Genomic DNA, 16497 nt, shown 5'->3' on the forward strand with positions numbered 1-16497 from the left:
CCCCGGTGTCCAAGACAAACTGTTCGGCACCAGGCGTGACGGTGTTGAGCGGCTTTGTAAGCCACTCCAAGCACATCAGCAAAGTTCCGAACAACACAACCATCTCGCTTTGATCCGTTCAACAGCCCTTCGGGCTGCTGAACTTGGGGTATTCCGTATCTGGGTTTCTGGGCGTCGGCCCAACCTCCGGGGCGATCGGCCACTGTTGGCAAGGGCCTTCAGTCTGCAAATCGTGCCGAGGGTGGCATCGACCATCTGGATTGGCGAGGTGGTGGTGGACTAAACTCCTGCTCTCAGGAATTCATTTCCATTTGAATCAACCACTTACAGCCAATAGCCAGTGAATCACATTATAGGGGCCAAGTCAGACAGCGCTGCACCTGCCGTCAAAAGCTTGGAAGTGGACGAGGAGTCGGCTGGACAGCGTTTGGACAACTTTTTGATGCGTCATTTGAAGGGCGTACCCAAAACGCATGTCTACCGCATCATCCGCAGCGGTGAAGTGCGCATCAACAAAGGACGCGCCGCCGCCGAGACACGGGTTCAAACCGGCGACCAAGTGCGTGTGCCCCCGGTGCGCATGTCGGACAAAGTGGCAGAAAAGGCCGCGAACCCCGCGCCCAGCCGTGAATTCCCCATGCTGATGGAAGACGACAGCCTGATGGCGATCGACAAACCCTCGGGGGTGGCGGTCCATGGTGGCTCCGGGGTGAGTTTTGGCGTGATCGAGCAGTTGCGCCAGGCCCGCCCTCAAGCCAAATTGCTGGAGTTGGTGCACCGGCTGGACCGTGACACCAGTGGGATCTTGTTGGTGGCCAAAAAACGCAGCGCACTCAAGCACCTGCAAGACCAGTTTCGAGAGCGCGAGACAGGCAAAACCTATTTGGCCCTGGTCAAGGGCGATTGGCCAGCCAAGCTCAAGGTGATTGACCAGCCTTTGCACAAATACCTTTTGCCCGGGAAAGACGGGCAAGAGGGTGAGCGCCGTGTGCGCGTGACCACGGCAGATGACCCGGATGGCATGCGTTCCATCACCTTGGTCAAGGTGGCGCAGCGGCTGCCGGGCGCTTCTTTGCTAGAGGTCACCATCAAGACCGGACGCACCCACCAAATCCGGGTGCATTTGTCAGCCCAAGGGCACCCGATCGCGGGAGATGACAAATATGGGGACTTTGACTGGAACCGCCAGTTGCTCAAACCCAGCTCGGGCCCGGGCCTCAAGCGCATGTTTTTGCACGCCTGGCGCTTGCAATTCAATCACCCGGTGTCCGCCGAGCGCGTGGCCCTTCAAGCCGATTTACCCCCTGAATTGAAAGCGTATGTCGACCATGCCCAAGACAAGACCCCGCCAGTTTGACCTGATCGCTTTCGACTGGGATGGCACGTTGTTCGATTCCACAGCCATCATCACCCGCTGCATCCAGCGTGCGGTGGTGGATGTGGGCGGTCGGGAGCCTACGCGCGAAGCCGCTTCTTATGTGATCGGCATGGCCTTGATGCCCGCGCTGGCCCATGCCGCGCCAGATGTGCCGAAAGACAAGTACCCCGCTTTGGGTGAACGCTACCGCCACCATTACATCCAGCACCAAAACGACATCAGCCTGTTTGAGGGGGTGTTGCCATTACTCGACGCCCTCAAGGCCCGGCACCATTGGCTCACCGTGGCCACCGGCAAAAGCCGCCAAGGCCTGAACGAGGCTTTGCATGCGGTGGAGCTGCGCGGCGTTTTCGATGGCTCGCGCACCGCCGATGAAACGGCCGGCAAACCCAACCCCTTGATGCTGCATGAATTGATGCGCGAGTTCGGCGCCGAGCCCGAGCGCACGTTGATGATCGGCGACACCACGCACGACCTGCAAATGGCCCTGAATGCGGGCTGTGCCAGTGTGGGCGTGAGCTACGGGGCGCATGAACCTGAAGCCTTTCATGTTTTAAAACCTCGCCATGTGGCGCACAGCGTGCAGGATTTGCACGACTGGTTGTTGCAAAACGCCTGACCCAAGGAGTTTTTATGCAAGCTGCGGTCCCTTTGTGCAACAGCGCTGACTTGGTCAACGGTGGTCGCGCAGTCCCTTTTGACATCGTGTATGCCGGTCAGACCTGCCGCGCCTTTGCCATTCGCTACCAGGGCCAGGTGCATGCTTATCTGAACCGATGCACCCATGTGGCCATGGAGATGGATTACCAGCCCGACCGTTTTTTTGACGACACGGGCCGATGGTTGATGTGTGCGACACACGGTGCCACTTACCAGCCCGATACCGGTGCTTGTTCGGGTGGGCCTTGCCGTGGAGGCCTGGTGAAAATAGACCTTTCAGAGCAGGGCGGCGTGGTTCACTGGCATACTGCCTACAACTTAAAACCGCTTGAATTTTGACCATGCAAGATCCCCAGGACCACGCGTCCGCCTCGGCCTCCAGTGACCCCCTGAAAGACAGCGCACCCGTCGACAGTGTTTGGTCGCGCCAGACGCTGGAGCGATTGGCCTTTGCCAATTTGAACGAACAAAAAACCGCCCGCCGCTGGAAGGTGGGCCTTCGCATGGCGTGGTTGGTTTTTTTGGCGGTGGTGTTTTGGCATTTGTTCAGTTATGGCTCGCCAAGCAGCAACCCGAGCTTGCCACACACGGCCATGGTCTCCATCGTGGGTGAGATTGGCTCAGAGACCGAGGCCAGTGCAGAAAACGTCATGTCGTCGATGCGTTTGGCTCTAGAAGATTCGGGATCGCAAGCCTTGGTTTTGCTGATCAATTCTCCCGGCGGAAGCCCCGTGCAGGCAGGCCTCATCAACGATGAGATTGTTCGTCTGCGGGCTTTGCACAACAAGCCGATTTACGCTGTGGTCGAAGAGTCTTGCGCCTCGGCGGCTTACTACATTGCCGCCGCTGCAGACCAAATTTATGTGGACAAAGCCAGCATTGTGGGCAGCATCGGCGTGCTGATGGATGGTTTCGGATTCACCGAGTTGATGAACAAATTGGGGGTGGAGCGCCGCCTGATGACGGCGGGTGCCAACAAAGGTTTTCTGGACCCGTTCAGCCCGCAAACCGAGCCCCAGCGCAAGCATGCCCAAGCCATGCTGGACCAAATCCACACCCAGTTCATTGAGGTAGTGAAAAAGGGCCGCGGCGATCGGTTGAAGGAAACCCCGGAGATGTTCAGCGGCCTGTTTTGGAGTGGTCAGCAAGCGGTGGATCTGGGTTTGGCCGACAGTCTGGGCAGCCTCGACGGCGTGGCCCGTGAAGTCGTCAAAGCCCCCGATGTGATCGACTACACGCAGCGTGAAAACGTGGCCGAGCGCTTGGTCAAACGCTTTGGTGCTGCGGTCGGTGAGGGCTCGGTCCGCGCTTTGCGCCACAGCACGGGCCTGCGCTGAGGCGCAAGTCCCAAAGCCGCTTCAAGGCCCGATGGCGTAAACCGCGGGCGTGTGACCATCAGGGCCTTTGAGGCCCTTTTTCCATTGCGCCACGCTGTGGCTTTGGATGCTGACCGACGGCAAGGTCAAGCCGCTGGCGATGGCCAGGCGCGTGTTGGCGTGCAGGCTTTGCAGCAAGCCGCTGAGCATGGCCGCGTTGCGGTAAGGGGTTTCAATCCACAACTGGGTTTGACCGGTTTTGAGGGCCAAGGACTCCAGTTGTTTGAGGCGCGCGGAACGCTCTGCTGCATCTTGCGGCAGGTAACCCACAAAGGCAAAGTTTTGGCCGTTCAGGCCGCTGGCAGCCAAAGCCAACAACAAGGATACCGGGCCGACCAGCGGGACCACGGCGATGCCCAGATCGTGCGCGGCGCGCACCACCGAGCTGCCGGGGTCGGCGACAGCGGGCATGCCCGCTTCACTGATCAGGCCCACGTCCTTTCCTTGCAATGCCGCCGCCAACAAAGGTTTGCCGTCAAACCCCGATTGGTGGTCGCCTTTTTTGTGCACATGGCGAGGCAGTTCGGTGATGGTTTGTTCGGCCAAAGGGGCGATCAAAGGATGGGTTTCCCCCACCCGCTTTAAGAAGGCGCGGGTGCTTTTGGCGTTTTCGCAGACCCAATGCTGGATGCTGGCCGCTGTGGCCAAGGTGTGGGTGGGCAACACATCGGTGATGGGTGCTTGTTCGGCGCAGCCAAAGTCGAGGGGCGTGGGGACCAAAAACAGGCGGCCTTGAAGAGGCTTGGGGGTGTTCACAGCAATTTCACTCCAGCTTGGCGCAGCATGCGGGCGGTGCGTATCAGCGGCAGCCCAATGAGGGCGGTCGGATCGTCGTTGTCAATGGACTCGAGCAGGGCGATGCCCAAGCCTTCGCTTTTGGCGCTGCCTGCACAGTCATAGGGTTTTTCGGCCTGCAAATACGCCTCGATCTCCTCGTCGCTCAAATCGCGGAAAACCACACGCACCTCGGCCAAGTCCACTTGTTCAAAGCCCGTGGCCAAACAGACCACGGCCAATGCGGTCTGGAAAATCACCGTTTGGCCGCGCATTTGGCGCAGTTGGGCCACGGCGCGTTCGTGCTCGCCGGGTTTGCCCAGCGGCTGGCCTGCCAAATCGGCCACTTGGTCTGAGCCAATGACCACCGCTTCGGGGTGCAGGGCCGCCACGGCTTGTGCCTTGGCCAAAGCCAGCCGCAGTGCCAAAGCTTTCGGCGCTTCGCCGGGCAAGGGGGTTTCGTCCACATGCGGCGGCGCAACGGTGAAAGGCACACGCAGGCGTTCCATCAATTCCCGGCGGTAGCGCGAGGTGGAGCCCAGCACCACAGAGCGTGGCGCAGCGGTCGAGGCATCTGCTGTCGGTGTCAAAGTGCATTTCCCAGTCAATTCAGATGGGTGATTCTCTTACACTGCGGGCATGGAAAAAAAATCAGACCCCCAACATTTGGATGTGCTGGCTTTCGCCCGCGACGCCTGCCATCTGCAAGGCGAGGGCGTATTGGCCGATTGGCCCCGTTTGGCCTCTGAGCAGCACGGCGCTACCCTGGCGCCCGGCGCTGTGCATTGGCAATTGGACGGTCGCACGGTTTCTCAATCGGGCGGCGCTGACCAAGCTTGGTTGGATGTGCGTGCCTCGGTGCAACTGCCCATGCAGTGCCAGCGCTGCCTGACCCCTGTGCTGGAGACGGTAGAGGCCGAGCGTTCGTTCCGTTTTGTGGCCGACGAGGCCACCGCCGCGGCACTGGACGATGAAGCCGAAGAGGACATTTTGGTCATCAGCCGAGACTTTGACGCTTTGTCGCTGGTCGAGGATGAGTTGATTTTGTCCTTGCCTCTGGTGCCTTTGCACGAGGTTTGCCCTGAAACCGTCCCCATGTCCGCTGTGGACCCCGAGTTCGACGTGGCGGCCGAGCGTCCCAACCCCTTTGGGGTCTTGGCGGGCCTCAAAACGGGTGCCAACAAGTGAGTCCAAACCCAGGCCACTTTCCTTGGGCTTGGGTTTGGGCTATAATCAGCGGCTTCGCTCAATCACACTGAGCGACACCATCATCAACCAGACGCTGCGTTCATTGGCGCGGCCTCCAAGCTTCCAAGGAGCCACCATGGCTGTTCAGCAAAACAAAAAGTCGCCTTCCAAGCGCGGTATGCACCGTTCGCACAATGCCCTGAACGTGCCAGGCATTGCTGTGGAGCCCACAACAGGCGAAACTCACCTGCGTCACCACATCAGCCCCAACGGCTTTTACCGTGGCCGCCAAGTGTTGAAAAACAAATCCGAAGCCTGATCGGCGTCAGCCCCAAGCCTCAAGAGGCCCGGCGCTACTTTTGCAAGTAGCATCGGGCTTTTGTTTTTTTGGCTTTGAATTCATTCACGGTTTTGAGCTTTAGGATTGCATGACCTCGCCCAACCCGATCACCCTGGCAGTCGATTGCATGGGCGGCGACCACGGTCCCCGCGTCACGCTGGCGGCTTGCCGAAGCTTTTTGGCCAAACACCCGGATGCCCGTCTGCTCCTGGTGGGGCGTTTGGAAGCTTTGTCCTCCTTCACCGATCCCCGCGCCGAGGTGGTGGCTGCCAGTGAAGTGGTTGAAATGGACGATCCGCTGGAAGTGGCTTTGCGCAAAAAGAAAGACTCGTCGATGCGCCTGGCCATTGAGCAGGTGCGCGACGGCAAAGCCTCAGCGGCTGTGTCGGCGGGCAACACGGGTGCTTTGATGGCGATTGCCCGCTACGTCCTCAAGACCATGGACGGCATTGACCGTCCTGCCATTGCTGGCCAAATGCCCAATTTCAAGGGTGGCGGCACCACCATGCTGGATTTGGGTGCCAATGTCGACTGCTCGCCCGAGCATTTGCTTCAATTCGCTGTGATGGGTTCTGCGCTGGTGTCTGTCTTGCAAAACAAAGAGCAGCCGACGGTGGGTTTGCTGAACATTGGTGAAGAAGCGATCAAAGGCAATGAAAACATCAAAAAAACCGGTGAATTGTTGCGATTTGCAGCCAATAACGGTGATTTGAACTTTCATGGCAATGTCGAAGGCAATGACATTTTCAAGGGCACGGTCGACATCGTGGTCTGTGATGGCTTTGTGGGCAATGTGGCGCTCAAAGCCAGCGAAGGCTTGGCCACCATGATTGGCGGCTTCCTGAAAAATGAGTTTTCACGCAATATCTTCACGAAAATTGTCGCAATTTTCGCCTATCCGGTCTTAACTGCTTTTAAAAATCGCGTTGACCATCGCCGTTACAACGGTGCGGCTTTGCTGGGTTTGCGAGGTTTGGTGTTCAAGAGTCACGGTTCAGCCGACGAGGTGGCTTTTGAGACCGCCTTGAACCGGGCTTATGATGCTTCTAAAAATCAATTGCTGGAACGTGTTCGCGAACGCATCGCCCGTGCTGCGCCTTTGTTGATGGGTGTACAGGCGGATCGGGCGGAACCTACCAGCCCAACTGTATGAGAATTTATTCCCGCATTTTGGGCACAGGCAGCTACCTGCCTGAGAAACGCCTGAGCAACGCTGACTTGGCGGCCGAACTGGCGCTGCAGGGCGTTGAAACTTCGGACGACTGGATCGTGGAGCGCACCGGCATCCGTGCCCGCCATTTTGCGGCCGACACTCAGGGCAGCAGCGACTTGGCGACCGAAGCGGCACGCCAAGCCCTGACCGCGTCAGGCATCACGGCCGACGAGTTGGACCTGATCATCGTGGCCACATCCACCCCAGACATGGTGTTCCCGTCTGTGGCGACCATGGTGCAGCACAAATTGGGCACCGCAGGTTGCCCGGCGTTTGATGTACAGGCCGTGTGCAGCGGTTTTATTTATGCGTTGACGATCGCCGATTCGATGATCCAGTCAGGTTCGGCCAAGCGCGCTTTGGTGATCGGCTCGGAAGTGTTCAGCCGCATCCTCGACTTCAAGGACCGCACGACCTGTGTGTTGTTCGGTGACGGCGCAGGCGCAGTCATTTTGGAAGCTTCGGACCAAGCCGGCATCTTGGCCACCGATTTGCACGCCGACGGCAAATACAAGGACATCCTGTGTGTGCCCGGGCACGTGAACCGGGGCGCGATTTTGGGTGACCCGGTGCTCAAGATGGACGGCCAAGCTGTCTTCAAGCTGGCCGTGGGGGTGCTCGAAGACACCGCACGGGCCAGCTTGGCCAAAGCCCACTTGACCGATGCCGACATTGACTGGTTGATTCCGCACCAAGCCAACATCCGCATCATGCAAAGCACCGCCAAGAAGCTCAAGATGGGTCCTGACAGGGTGGTCGTGACGGTGGACCAGCATGGCAACACCTCGGCCGCCTCGATACCGCTGGCGCTGGACACCGCTGTGCGCGATGGTCGCATTCAGCGGGGCCAGACCCTCATGCTCGAAGGTGTGGGTGGCGGCTTCACCTGGGGCTCCGTACTCCTTCGCTATTGATTTGACAGGCCCGGGTCAGCGATGCGCGGCACGCTGCCCCCGATTCTTTACAGAGACAGAATTTGCACATGACCTTATTTGCTTTTGTTTTTCCCGGTCAAGGCTCCCAATCGGTGGGCATGTTGGACGCTTGGGGCGACCACCCCGTGGTGCGCGAAACCTTGAAAGAAGCCTCGGACGCCTTGGGCGAAGACGTGGCCCAACTGATCCACGAAGGCCCCAAAGAGGCCTTGGCCATGACCACCAACACCCAGCCCGTGATGCTGGTGTCGGCGGTCGCCGCGTACCGTGCTTGGTTGGCCGAAGGCGGCGCCAAGCCGTCGGTGGTGGCGGGGCACTCGCTGGGCGAGTACAGCGCCCTGGTGGCTTCGGGGGTGTTGACCTTGTCACAAGCCGCGCCGCTGGTGCGATTGCGCGCTGCGGCCATGCAAGAAGCCGTGCCCGTGGGCGTGGGGGCCATGGCCGCCATTCTCGGTTTGCCCTCGGACAAAGTCATTGCAGGCTGCCAAGAGGCGCAAGCCACCTTTCCTGCAGGCAGCGCTGAAGTGGTGGAAGCCGTCAACTTCAACGATGCGGCACAAACCGTGATCGCGGGGAGCAAAGCGGCGGTGGACAAGGCCTGCGAAGTGCTCAAGGCCCTGGGGGCCAAGCGTGCGCTGCTCTTGCCTGTGTCGGCTCCGTTTCATTCAAGTTTGATGAAGCCTGCGGCAGAAAAGCTGCGCGAGAAGCTCGCCACACTGCCCTTGGGCGTGCCCCAAATCCCGGTCCTCAACAACATCGACGTGGCCATCGAAACCGATGCCGATCGCATCCGTGATGCGCTCTACCGTCAGGCTTTTGGCCCGGTTCGCTGGGTGGAGTGTGTGCAGGCCATCAAGGCCCGTGGCGTGAGCACGCTGGTCGAATGCGGCCCCGGTAAGGTGTTGGCCGGCATGACCAAGCGCATTGATGCTGAATTGAACGGTGTGGCGCTGTACGACCCCGCCACCCTGGCTGAAGTGAAAGGACTTCTCGGATGAGCGAAGCACCAAAACAAGTGGCCCTGGTCACAGGGGCGTCCCGCGGCATTGGGGCATCGATTGCCCTGCATTTGGCCCAACAAGGTTTTGTGGTCATTGGCACCGCCACCAGCGACGACGGTGCTGCCAAAATCAGCCAGGCCCTCTCAGCCTACCCAGGCAGCCGTGGTGCCAACCTGAATGTGAACGATGCAGACGCGGGTGCGGCCCTGATCGATGCCATCGTCAAAGAGCAGGGCGGCCTGCAGGTGCTGGTCAACAACGCGGGCATCACCCGCGACACCTTGGCCATGCGCATGAAAGACGACGACTGGGATGCGGTGCTCGACACCAACCTCAAGGCGGTATTTCGCATGAGCCGAGCGGTCATGCGCCCCATGATGAAGCAGCGTTATGGCCGCATCATCAGCATCACCAGCGTGGTGGGCGCTTCGGGCAACCCCGGTCAGGCCAACTACGCTGCCGCCAAGGCGGGTGTGGCGGGCATGACCCGTGCGCTGGCCCGTGAGCTGGGCAGCCGAGGCATCACGGTCAACTGTGTGGCCCCCGGTTTCATCGAAACCGACATGACCGCCAGCCTGCCTGAAGAGCAACAAAAAGCCTTGTTGGGCCAGATTCCTCTGGGCCATTTGGGCAAACCCGATGACATTGCCCATGCTGTGGCCTACCTGGCTGGCGCGCACGCGGGCTATGTCACCGGACAAGAATTGCATGTCAATGGTGGCATGTTCATGGCCTGATTTCCGGAAAGCCCTTCCGGACAGGTAAAATCTCCATTTTTCACAACCCTCAGAGGGACCCCATGAGCGATATCGAAGCACGTGTCAAAAAAATCATTGCTGAACAACTCGGCGTTGAAGAGTCACAAGTCACCAACGAAAAAGCCTTCGTGGCCGATCTGGGTGCCGACTCCCTGGACACGGTGGAATTGGTGATGGCACTCGAAGACGAGTTCGGCATCGAGATTCCTGACGAAGACGCAGAAAAAATCACCACGGTGCAAGCTGCGATCGACTACGCCCAAAGCAAAAAGGCCTGATCGACGATGACCCGGCGCCGCGTTGTTGTCACGGGTTTGGGATGCATCAGCCCCGTGGGCAACACGGTGGCGGATGCATGGTCCAGCCTGATCGCCGGTCAATCCGGCATTGGTCCGATCACACGTTTTGACTCTGCTGCCGTGGCTTGCCGCTTTGCAGGCGAAGTCAAAAATTTTGATCTTGAGTCCTACATGTCTTCGAAAGAAGCCAGGACCATGGACCGCTTCATTCACTTTGGCATCGCTGCTGCTGCGCAAGCCATTCAAGATGCGGGTTTGCCCACCGGGGACGCGCTGAGCGAGGATGAAGCGTGCCGCATCGGTGTGGTGATTGGTTCGGGCATTGGTGGCTTGCCGCTGATCGAAGAAACCCACAGCGAGTACACGGCGCGCGGCGCGCGTCGCATTTCTCCATTTTTCGTGCCTGCCTCGATCATCAACATGATCTCGGGGCATGTGTCCATGCGCAGCGGCTTCAAAGGGCCTAATTTGGCCGTTGTGACCGCTTGCACCACGGGTTTGCACAGCATCGGCGAAGCGGGTCGTTTGATTGAATACGGCGACGCCGATGTCATGGTCGCAGGTGGCTCTGAAGCTTGCGTGTCTCCACTGGGTGTCGGTGGCTTTGCGGCCATGCGCGCCTTGTCAACACGCAACGATGACCCGACTGCCGCATCCCGGCCTTGGGACAAAGACCGTGATGGTTTTGTGCTGGGCGAAGGTGCGGGTGTGATGGTGCTCGAAGAGTACGAACATGCCAAAGCGCGCGGTGCCAAGATTTACGCCGAACTCGGTGGTTATGGCATGAGTGCAGACGCGGGTCACATGACGGCGCCGAGCATGGACGGCCCCCGTCGCGCCATGGTCAATGCCATGCGCAATGCGGGTGTCAATGCCGACCAGATCGATTACCTGAACGCCCACGGCACGTCCACACCGTTGGGCGACATCAACGAAACCAATGCCATCAAGGCGGCTTTGGGTGAGCACGCTTACAAAACCGTGGTCAGTTCAACCAAGTCCATGACCGGTCACCTTTTGGGTGGCGCGGGCGGCATTGAGAGTGTGTTCACCGTCTTGGCCTTGCACCACCAAAAGGTGCCGCCGACCATCAACCTGCACAACCCTGACCCGGAATGTGATTTGGACTACTGTGCCAACACGGCACGCGACATGAAAATCGAAGTGGCCCTGAAAAACAACTTCGGTTTTGGCGGCACCAACGGTTCCTTGGTTTTCAAACGCCTCGGATGACTTGAAAGTCAGGTTGCCTTGATGCACAACGCCCCACCTGTGGCTTACCCGGTGGGGCGTTTTGTTTGGGGGCCGGTGTTGTTGGGGGGTGTCCTGTTTTTGTCTGCAGCCGGGCTGATGGCTTGGCAATGGCAAAGCCAGGCCTCCCACGCCATGGTCTGGGGCGCTTGGATTTTTTGGGCCGCAAGCGCTGCTGCCACCGCCTGCGCTGGACCTCGGCAGATCCTGTCCGGGGGCGACCTGTTGTGGCTTGGCGAGACTTGGTTGTGGCGAAGCGCAGTGGCCGCAGATGCCTTGAGCGAAGAAGAGCAAGAGCTCAATGTGGCCGTGGGCTTGGATTGGGGCACCGGTATGCTGCTCTTGCTGCAGGAGGAGCCGACGGCGCAGCAGGGCCGAGGGCCGTGGTTTTGTGCGTGGGTCAGCCAGCAGACCATGCCCTCTCAGTGGCATGGATTTAGATGCGCTGTATATTCGCGCCCAAAGCCTGATAAGCCATCTGGCCTTGCAGGACTTTGACCAGAAGAGGCCAGGCTTGAATCCCGTCAGTCCGGCCACATCTGTTTCAAGCAGAGGACATCGTTATGGACAACACATGGAGGTATTTGTGCTCAAGCTCAATTGGATGAACAAGGCGGCCTCGGTCGCACTGAGCAGTGCCATGGTCGTGGGTGGGTTCTGGGCAGCGCCCGCCACAGTGCTGGCGCAAGCCCCAGCTGCGGTGCGCGGTTTGCCTGACTTCACGGACTTGGTCGAGCAGGTGGGGCCTTCGGTGGTCAATATCCGCACCCTTGAAAAGGTCCGCCCCAGTGCCCAAGCGGGTTCTTCGCCCGACGACGAAATGCAGGAATTGTTTCGGCGTTTCTTTGGCGTGCCCATGCCCAACGCACCCAGGCAAGCCCCTCGCCAGAACCGTCCGCAGGAAGAAGCTCAGCCGCGTGGTGTCGGGTCCGGTTTTATCTTGAGTGCCGATGGCCTGATCATGACCAATGCCCATGTGGTGGACGGCGCAGACGAGGTCATGGTGACCCTGACCGACAAGCGTGAATTCAAGGCGCGCATCGTGGGCGCTGACAAGCGCACCGATGTGGCGGTGGTCAAAATCCAGGCCACGGGTTTGCCCGCTGTGAAGGTGGGGGATGTGAGCCGATTGCGTGTGGGCGAATGGGTCATGGCGATTGGTTCGCCGTTTGGTTTGGAAAATACCGTCACAGCTGGAATTGTGAGCGCCAAGCAACGCGATACGGGTGACTATCTGTCTTTCATCCAGACCGATGTGGCCATCAACCCTGGTAATTCGGGCGGTCCGCTGATCAACATGCGCGGTGAGGTGGTGGGCATCAACAGCCAAATTTACTCGCGCTCAGGGGGCTTCATGGGAATCTCGTTTGCGATCCCCATGGACGAGGCCATGCGTGTGAGCGAGCAGCTGCGCACGAGCGGTCGGGTCAGCCGTGGCCGCATTGGTGTCCAAATTGCGCCCGTGACCAAAGAGGTGGCCGAATCGATTGGTTTGGGGAAAGCCCAAGGCGTGCTTGTCAGAGGCGTGGAGGAGGGCTCGCCCGCAGAGAAGGCGGGCATCGAAGCGGGTGACATCATCACGCGTTTTGACGGCAAGGTGGTTGACAAGCCGGCCGATTTGCCCCGCGCTGTGGGCAATACCAAGCCGGGCAGCAAGGTCAACATCAGCGTTTTCCGTCGCGGCAGTGTCAAAGAGATGAGCATCACGGTCGCTGAGATCGAGGCCGAGAAAGTGGCCGCCAGCACGCCGGACAAAAATGTGCCTGCCGCCCATGCGCAACATTGGGGTTTGACGGTCAGCGATCTGACCGAGGTTCAAAAGAAAGAGTTTCGTGTCCGGGGTGGCGTGCGGGTTGACGCGGCCGTCGATGCCGCGGCCAGAGCGGGTATCCGTGAAGGTGATGTGATTGTGGCGATTGCCAACACCGAAGTGACCTCGGTGAAGTCCTTCGAAGCCATCATGTCTCGGGTGGACAAGAGTCGACCTGCCAGCGTGCTGGTTCGGCGCGGGGATGGCGCGCAGTACGTCTTGATACGACCTGCCCCTTGAGGGGCTGGACTTTGAAATGCCCCCATTAACATGCAGGTCAATGGGGGCAATTCGGTCCAAAAAGCGGGATTTCCAAAAAAAAGACGACAGCTTGAAATGTTTTTATAAGTTTGTGCAAACTAACTTCCTGCGGTGCTCATACCGAATTTGGATAAAATCAGGCCTCCTGACCCCAGATTCATGGCACAAAGCGCAAGTTTGAGTTCACGATGCGAGATGCAAACCCTGCATCCACCGTTGATCCACAGATGGCCCACAAGTTGTTCAACATGATGCCGAAAATCCTGTGTACAACGTGTGGATAAAATGAGTGTTGCACTGCAGCAACGACTTGCCCAAGCTGTTTGGAAGGCTTTGCATGTGGGCCAATTTGCCTACAATGAAAGCCCAACCATCGCAGTTGCCAAAGATTGTTGGTTCAGGGCGCGTCACCACCAGACGCGCCCTTTTTTCTTTTCCGGATCCTTGATCCACAAACACTTGCAGACCGTCCTTGATGAATCACATCAGAAATTTTTCGATCATTGCGCACATTGACCACGGCAAATCGACGTTGGCCGATCGTTTGATTCAACGTTGTGGTGGACTCGAGGCGCGTGAAATGGAAGCCCAAGTGCTCGACTCGATGGACATCGAGAAAGAGCGTGGCATCACCATCAAAGCGCAGACAGCCGCACTGCACTACAAGGCCAAAGACGGGCAGGTCTACAACCTCAACTTGATCGACACACCCGGCCATGTGGACTTCTCCTATGAAGTTTCGCGTTCCTTGTCGGCCTGCGAAGGCGCCTTGCTGGTGGTGGACGCCAGCCAAGGCGTGGAAGCGCAGACCGTTGCCAATTGCTACACCGCACTCGACCTGGGTGTGGAAGTGGTGCCCGTGCTCAACAAGATGGATCTGCCAAACGCGGACCCCGACAACGCCAGGGCCGAAGTCGAAGACGTGATCGGCATCGACGCGACCGATGCGATTCCGTGCTCGGCCAAAACAGGCATGGGCATCGAGGAAATTTTGGAGGCCGTGGTGGCGCGCATTCCGGCGCCCAAAGGCAACCCGGATGCGCCGCTGCGCGCCATGATCATCGACAGCTGGTTCGACAGTTATGTGGGCGTGGTCATGCTGGTGCGCGTGGTCGATGGCCAGTTGCTCAAGAATGAGCGCATCCGCATGATGGCCAGCAACGCGGTCTACGAAGCGGGCAGCTTGGGTGTGTTCACACCCGCCAACCAGCCCCGAGAAATGCTCAAGGCGGGCGAGGTGGGGTACATCATTGCTGGCATCAAGGAATTGCAAGCGGCCAAGGTGGGCGATACCGTGACCTTGGAGAAGAAGCTCCCCAACAATGCCGGCCCGGCCACCGAAGCTTTGCCGGGCTTCAAGGAAATCCAGCCCCAGGTGTTTGCGGGTTTGTACCCGACCGAGGCCAACCAATACGATGGCCTGCGCGATGCGCTGGAAAAGCTCAAGCTCAATGACGCCTCACTGCATTACGAACCTGAAGTCTCGCAAGCCTTGGGCTTTGGTTTCCGCTGTGGCTTTTTGGGTTTGTTGCACATGGAAATCGTGCAAGAGCGCTTGGAGCGCGAGTTCGACCAAGACTTGATCACCACCGCGCCCAGCGTGGTCTACCAGGTGGTTCAGCCTGGCGGCGAAGTCGTCATGGTGGAAAACCCCTCCAAGATGCCGGACCAAGGCAAGCTGCAAGAGATCCGTGAGCCCATCGTCACGGTCCACCTGTACATGCCGCAAGACTATGTGGGCCCCGTCATGACGCTGGCCAACCAAAAGCGCGGTGTGCAGATGAACATGGCCTACCACGGCCGTCAGGTCATGCTGACCTACGAAATGCCGCTTGGCGAGATCGTGCTGGACTTTTTTGACAAGCTCAAATCGGTCAGCCGGGGCTATGCCTCGATGGACTACGAGTTCAAGGAATTTCGCGCATCCGATGTGGTGAAGGTCGACATTTTGCTCAACGGCGAAAAGGTCGACGCGCTGTCCATCATCGTGCACCGTTCACAGTCGCAGTACCGGGGGCGTGCGGTGGTGGCCAAGATGCGCGAGATCATCAGCCGACAGATGTTCGATGTGGCGATTCAGGCGGCAATTGGTGCCAACATCATTGCCCGTGAAAGCATCAAGGCCTTGCGCAAAAACGTGCTGGCCAAGTGTTACGGTGGCGATATTTCGCGCAAACGCAAGCTGCTGGAAAAGCAAAAAGCGGGTAAAAAGCGCATGAAACAAATTGGCTCGGTCGAGGTGCCTCAAGAGGCATTCTTGGCCATTTTGCAGGTGGAAGATTGATGCAGTTCCTCACGTCCTTGGTTTTGGCCGCTTTTGTCGGCTATGCCGGTTCTTGGTATTTGGGTTATCTGGAGGGCAACTTCGCTTTGCTCTTGCTTTTGGCGACCGTGGTCACGGGCATTTACTGGGTGGCCGAGCGCTTGTTCTTCTTGCCCCAGCGACACAAAGCGGTGGCACAGTTGGAAGCCGAAACCGCCCAAAGGCAAGCCGAGTTGTCCAAAATGGGCATTGCCAAGGTGGACAGCGACATCCGCGAAAGCCGCGAAAAGCTGCTCATGCAGCCGTGGTGGCTGGACTGGACGGCGGGGCTCTTCCCAGTCATTGTCGTGGTCTTCGTGCTGCGCTCGTTTTTGTTCGAGCCCTTCAAAATTCCCTCGGGCTCGATGATCCCGACGCTGCACATTGGCGACCTGATTTTGGTCAACAAGTTCCACTACGGTGTGCGTTTGCCTGTGGCCAACACCAAGCTCACCGAAGGCGCACCCGTGCAACGTGGCGATGTGATGGTGTTCCGTTACCCGCCCAAGCCCAGCGTGGACTACATCAAGCGTGTGGTCGGTTTGCCGGGTGACGAGGTGGCGTACTTGAACAAAAGTCTGACCATCAACGGCAAACCGGTGCCCACCGAGCTGATGCCCGACTTTTTCGACGAGTCCACCATGCGCTACCACAAGCAGCGCCGTGAAACGCTGGGCCCCAAGCCCCACCAAACGCTCATGGACGATGACCGCCCCGCCTTTGTGCCCGGCGCAGACCCGTTTCCTGGCCGCGAAAACTGCAACTACACCGTTGAAGGGGTGACGTGCAAAGTGCCTGCTGGCCACTACTTCATGATGGGCGATAACCGCGACAACTCCTTGGATTCGCGCTATTTCGGTTTTGTGCCGGACGCCAACATCGTGGGCAAAGCTTTCTTTGTCTGGATGAACTTCGGCAACCTCCAGCGCATCGGCGCTTTTGATTGAGGTG

At 58.9% G+C, this 16497-nt stretch carries 18 protein-coding genes; 16 read left to right on the top strand and 2 right to left on the bottom strand.

Going from position 1 to position 16497, the window contains the following annotated elements; all coding sequences use genetic code 11:
- The first annotated feature begins 340 nt into the window (after window positions 1-340).
- The 4 genes from B9Z31_RS12285 to B9Z31_RS12300 are packed head-to-tail and all read left to right on the top strand — an operon-like array spanning window position 341 to window position 3375.
- Complete coding sequence (locus tag B9Z31_RS12285; RefSeq protein ID WP_100119873.1) at window positions 341-1357, top strand: RluA family pseudouridine synthase; 1017 nt, start codon at window positions 341-343, stop codon at window positions 1355-1357.
- The gene (locus B9Z31_RS12290; protein ID WP_100119874.1) at window positions 1329-1997 is read left to right on the top strand and encodes an HAD family hydrolase; all 669 of its coding nucleotides are present in this window, start codon (window positions 1329-1331) and stop codon (window positions 1995-1997) included. Before B9Z31_RS12285 ends, B9Z31_RS12290 begins: the two co-directional genes overlap by 29 nt.
- 14 nt (window positions 1998-2011) lie before the next feature.
- A complete protein-coding gene (locus B9Z31_RS12295; protein ID WP_100119875.1) occupies window positions 2012-2377 on the top strand; it encodes a Rieske 2Fe-2S domain-containing protein in 366 nt (121 codons plus the stop codon).
- A gap of 2 nt (window positions 2378-2379) precedes the next feature.
- Window positions 2380-3375, top strand: coding sequence for a S49 family peptidase (locus B9Z31_RS12300; protein WP_100119876.1), 996 nt, complete (start codon window positions 2380-2382; stop codon window positions 3373-3375).
- 21 nt (window positions 3376-3396) lie between these two features.
- Here B9Z31_RS12300 and B9Z31_RS12305 read toward each other — a convergent pair whose 3' ends face one another.
- On the bottom strand, window positions 3397-4170 hold the full coding sequence (locus B9Z31_RS12305; RefSeq protein WP_100119877.1) for an SAM-dependent methyltransferase: 774 nt from the start codon (window positions 4168-4170) through the stop codon (window positions 3397-3399).
- Complete coding sequence (locus tag B9Z31_RS12310) at window positions 4167-4697, bottom strand: Maf family nucleotide pyrophosphatase (protein WP_233200969.1); 531 nt, start codon at window positions 4695-4697, stop codon at window positions 4167-4169. Before B9Z31_RS12310 ends, B9Z31_RS12305 begins: the two co-directional genes overlap by 4 nt.
- 130 nt (window positions 4698-4827) lie before the next feature.
- On the opposite strand from B9Z31_RS12310, the gene B9Z31_RS12315 reads away from it, so the two are divergent.
- The 12 genes from B9Z31_RS12315 (at window position 4828) to lepB (ending at window position 16493) form a co-directional block, all read left to right on the top strand.
- Entirely contained in the window at window positions 4828-5376 is a 549-nt protein-coding gene (locus B9Z31_RS12315; protein WP_100119878.1) for a DUF177 domain-containing protein, read from the top strand.
- A gap of 136 nt (window positions 5377-5512) precedes the next feature.
- Entirely contained in the window at window positions 5513-5695 is a 183-nt protein-coding gene (gene rpmF / locus B9Z31_RS12320; protein WP_005794249.1) for a 50S ribosomal protein L32, read from the top strand.
- Window positions 5696-5804: 109 nt separating this feature from the next.
- Window positions 5805-6869, top strand: a complete 1065-nt coding sequence (gene plsX / locus B9Z31_RS12325) for a phosphate acyltransferase PlsX (RefSeq protein WP_100119879.1) — start codon at window positions 5805-5807, stop codon at window positions 6867-6869.
- A complete protein-coding gene (locus B9Z31_RS12330; protein WP_100119880.1) occupies window positions 6866-7843 on the top strand; it encodes a beta-ketoacyl-ACP synthase III in 978 nt (325 codons plus the stop codon). The genes plsX and B9Z31_RS12330 overlap by 4 nt, the downstream gene beginning before the upstream one ends.
- 68 nt (window positions 7844-7911) lie before the next feature.
- On the top strand, window positions 7912-8862 hold the full coding sequence (gene fabD / locus B9Z31_RS12335; protein WP_100119881.1) for an ACP S-malonyltransferase: 951 nt from the start codon (window positions 7912-7914) through the stop codon (window positions 8860-8862).
- The gene (gene fabG, locus B9Z31_RS12340; protein WP_100119882.1) at window positions 8859-9602 is read left to right on the top strand and encodes a 3-oxoacyl-ACP reductase FabG; all 744 of its coding nucleotides are present in this window, start codon (window positions 8859-8861) and stop codon (window positions 9600-9602) included. Before fabD ends, fabG begins: the two co-directional genes overlap by 4 nt.
- Window positions 9603-9664: 62 nt before the next feature.
- Window positions 9665-9901, top strand: coding sequence for an acyl carrier protein (gene acpP / locus B9Z31_RS12345; RefSeq protein WP_019427049.1), 237 nt, complete (start codon window positions 9665-9667; stop codon window positions 9899-9901).
- A gap of 6 nt (window positions 9902-9907) precedes the next feature.
- Window positions 9908-11155 carry a beta-ketoacyl-ACP synthase II gene (gene fabF / locus B9Z31_RS12350; protein ID WP_100119883.1) on the top strand — a complete coding sequence of 416 codons (1248 nt, stop codon included), beginning with the start codon at window positions 9908-9910 and terminating at the stop codon, window positions 11153-11155.
- 21 nt (window positions 11156-11176) lie between these two features.
- Entirely contained in the window at window positions 11177-11671 is a 495-nt protein-coding gene (locus tag B9Z31_RS12355; protein WP_100119884.1) for a hypothetical protein, read from the top strand.
- 106 nt (window positions 11672-11777) lie between these two features.
- Window positions 11778-13223, top strand: a complete 1446-nt coding sequence (locus tag B9Z31_RS12360; RefSeq protein WP_199174503.1) for a DegQ family serine endoprotease — start codon at window positions 11778-11780, stop codon at window positions 13221-13223.
- A gap of 496 nt (window positions 13224-13719) precedes the next feature.
- Entirely contained in the window at window positions 13720-15528 is a 1809-nt protein-coding gene (gene lepA / locus B9Z31_RS12365) for a translation elongation factor 4 (protein ID WP_100119886.1), read from the top strand.
- Complete coding sequence (gene lepB, locus B9Z31_RS12370) at window positions 15528-16493, top strand: signal peptidase I (RefSeq protein WP_100119887.1); 966 nt, start codon at window positions 15528-15530, stop codon at window positions 16491-16493. The genes lepA and lepB overlap by 1 nt, the downstream gene beginning before the upstream one ends.
- Window positions 16494-16497 lie beyond the last annotated feature (4 nt).

The sequence above is a fragment of the Limnohabitans sp. G3-2 genome, assembly GCF_002778275.1.
Taxonomy (GTDB): Bacteria; Pseudomonadota; Gammaproteobacteria; order Burkholderiales; family Burkholderiaceae_C; genus Limnohabitans_A.

Excerpts from the sequence above, each read along its gene's own strand:
- rpmF (WP_005794249.1), top strand. The coding sequence starts at position 5,513 with ATGGCTGTTCAGCAAAACAAAAAGTCGCCTTCCAAGCGCGGTATGCAC.
- lepA (WP_100119886.1), top strand. The coding sequence starts at position 13,720 with ATGAATCACATCAGAAATTTTTCGATCATTGCGCACATTGACCACGGC.
- fabG (WP_100119882.1), top strand. The coding sequence starts at position 8,859 with ATGAGCGAAGCACCAAAACAAGTGGCCCTGGTCACAGGGGCGTCCCGC.
- fabF (WP_100119883.1), top strand. The coding sequence starts at position 9,908 with ATGACCCGGCGCCGCGTTGTTGTCACGGGTTTGGGATGCATCAGCCCC.
- B9Z31_RS12310 (WP_233200969.1), bottom strand. The coding sequence starts at position 4,697 with ATGGAACGCCTGCGTGTGCCTTTCACCGTTGCGCCGCCGCATGTGGAC.
- B9Z31_RS12295 (WP_100119875.1), top strand. The coding sequence starts at position 2,012 with ATGCAAGCTGCGGTCCCTTTGTGCAACAGCGCTGACTTGGTCAACGGT.
- B9Z31_RS12300 (WP_100119876.1), top strand. The coding sequence starts at position 2,380 with ATGCAAGATCCCCAGGACCACGCGTCCGCCTCGGCCTCCAGTGACCCC.
- fabD (WP_100119881.1), top strand. The coding sequence starts at position 7,912 with ATGACCTTATTTGCTTTTGTTTTTCCCGGTCAAGGCTCCCAATCGGTG.
- B9Z31_RS12330 (WP_100119880.1), top strand. The coding sequence starts at position 6,866 with ATGAGAATTTATTCCCGCATTTTGGGCACAGGCAGCTACCTGCCTGAG.
- B9Z31_RS12315 (WP_100119878.1), top strand. The coding sequence starts at position 4,828 with ATGGAAAAAAAATCAGACCCCCAACATTTGGATGTGCTGGCTTTCGCC.
- plsX (WP_100119879.1), top strand. The coding sequence starts at position 5,805 with ATGACCTCGCCCAACCCGATCACCCTGGCAGTCGATTGCATGGGCGGC.
- acpP (WP_019427049.1), top strand. The coding sequence starts at position 9,665 with ATGAGCGATATCGAAGCACGTGTCAAAAAAATCATTGCTGAACAACTC.
- B9Z31_RS12290 (WP_100119874.1), top strand. The coding sequence starts at position 1,329 with ATGCCCAAGACAAGACCCCGCCAGTTTGACCTGATCGCTTTCGACTGG.
- B9Z31_RS12360 (WP_199174503.1), top strand. The coding sequence starts at position 11,778 with ATGAACAAGGCGGCCTCGGTCGCACTGAGCAGTGCCATGGTCGTGGGT.
- lepB (WP_100119887.1), top strand. The coding sequence starts at position 15,528 with ATGCAGTTCCTCACGTCCTTGGTTTTGGCCGCTTTTGTCGGCTATGCC.
- B9Z31_RS12355 (WP_100119884.1), top strand. The coding sequence starts at position 11,177 with ATGCACAACGCCCCACCTGTGGCTTACCCGGTGGGGCGTTTTGTTTGG.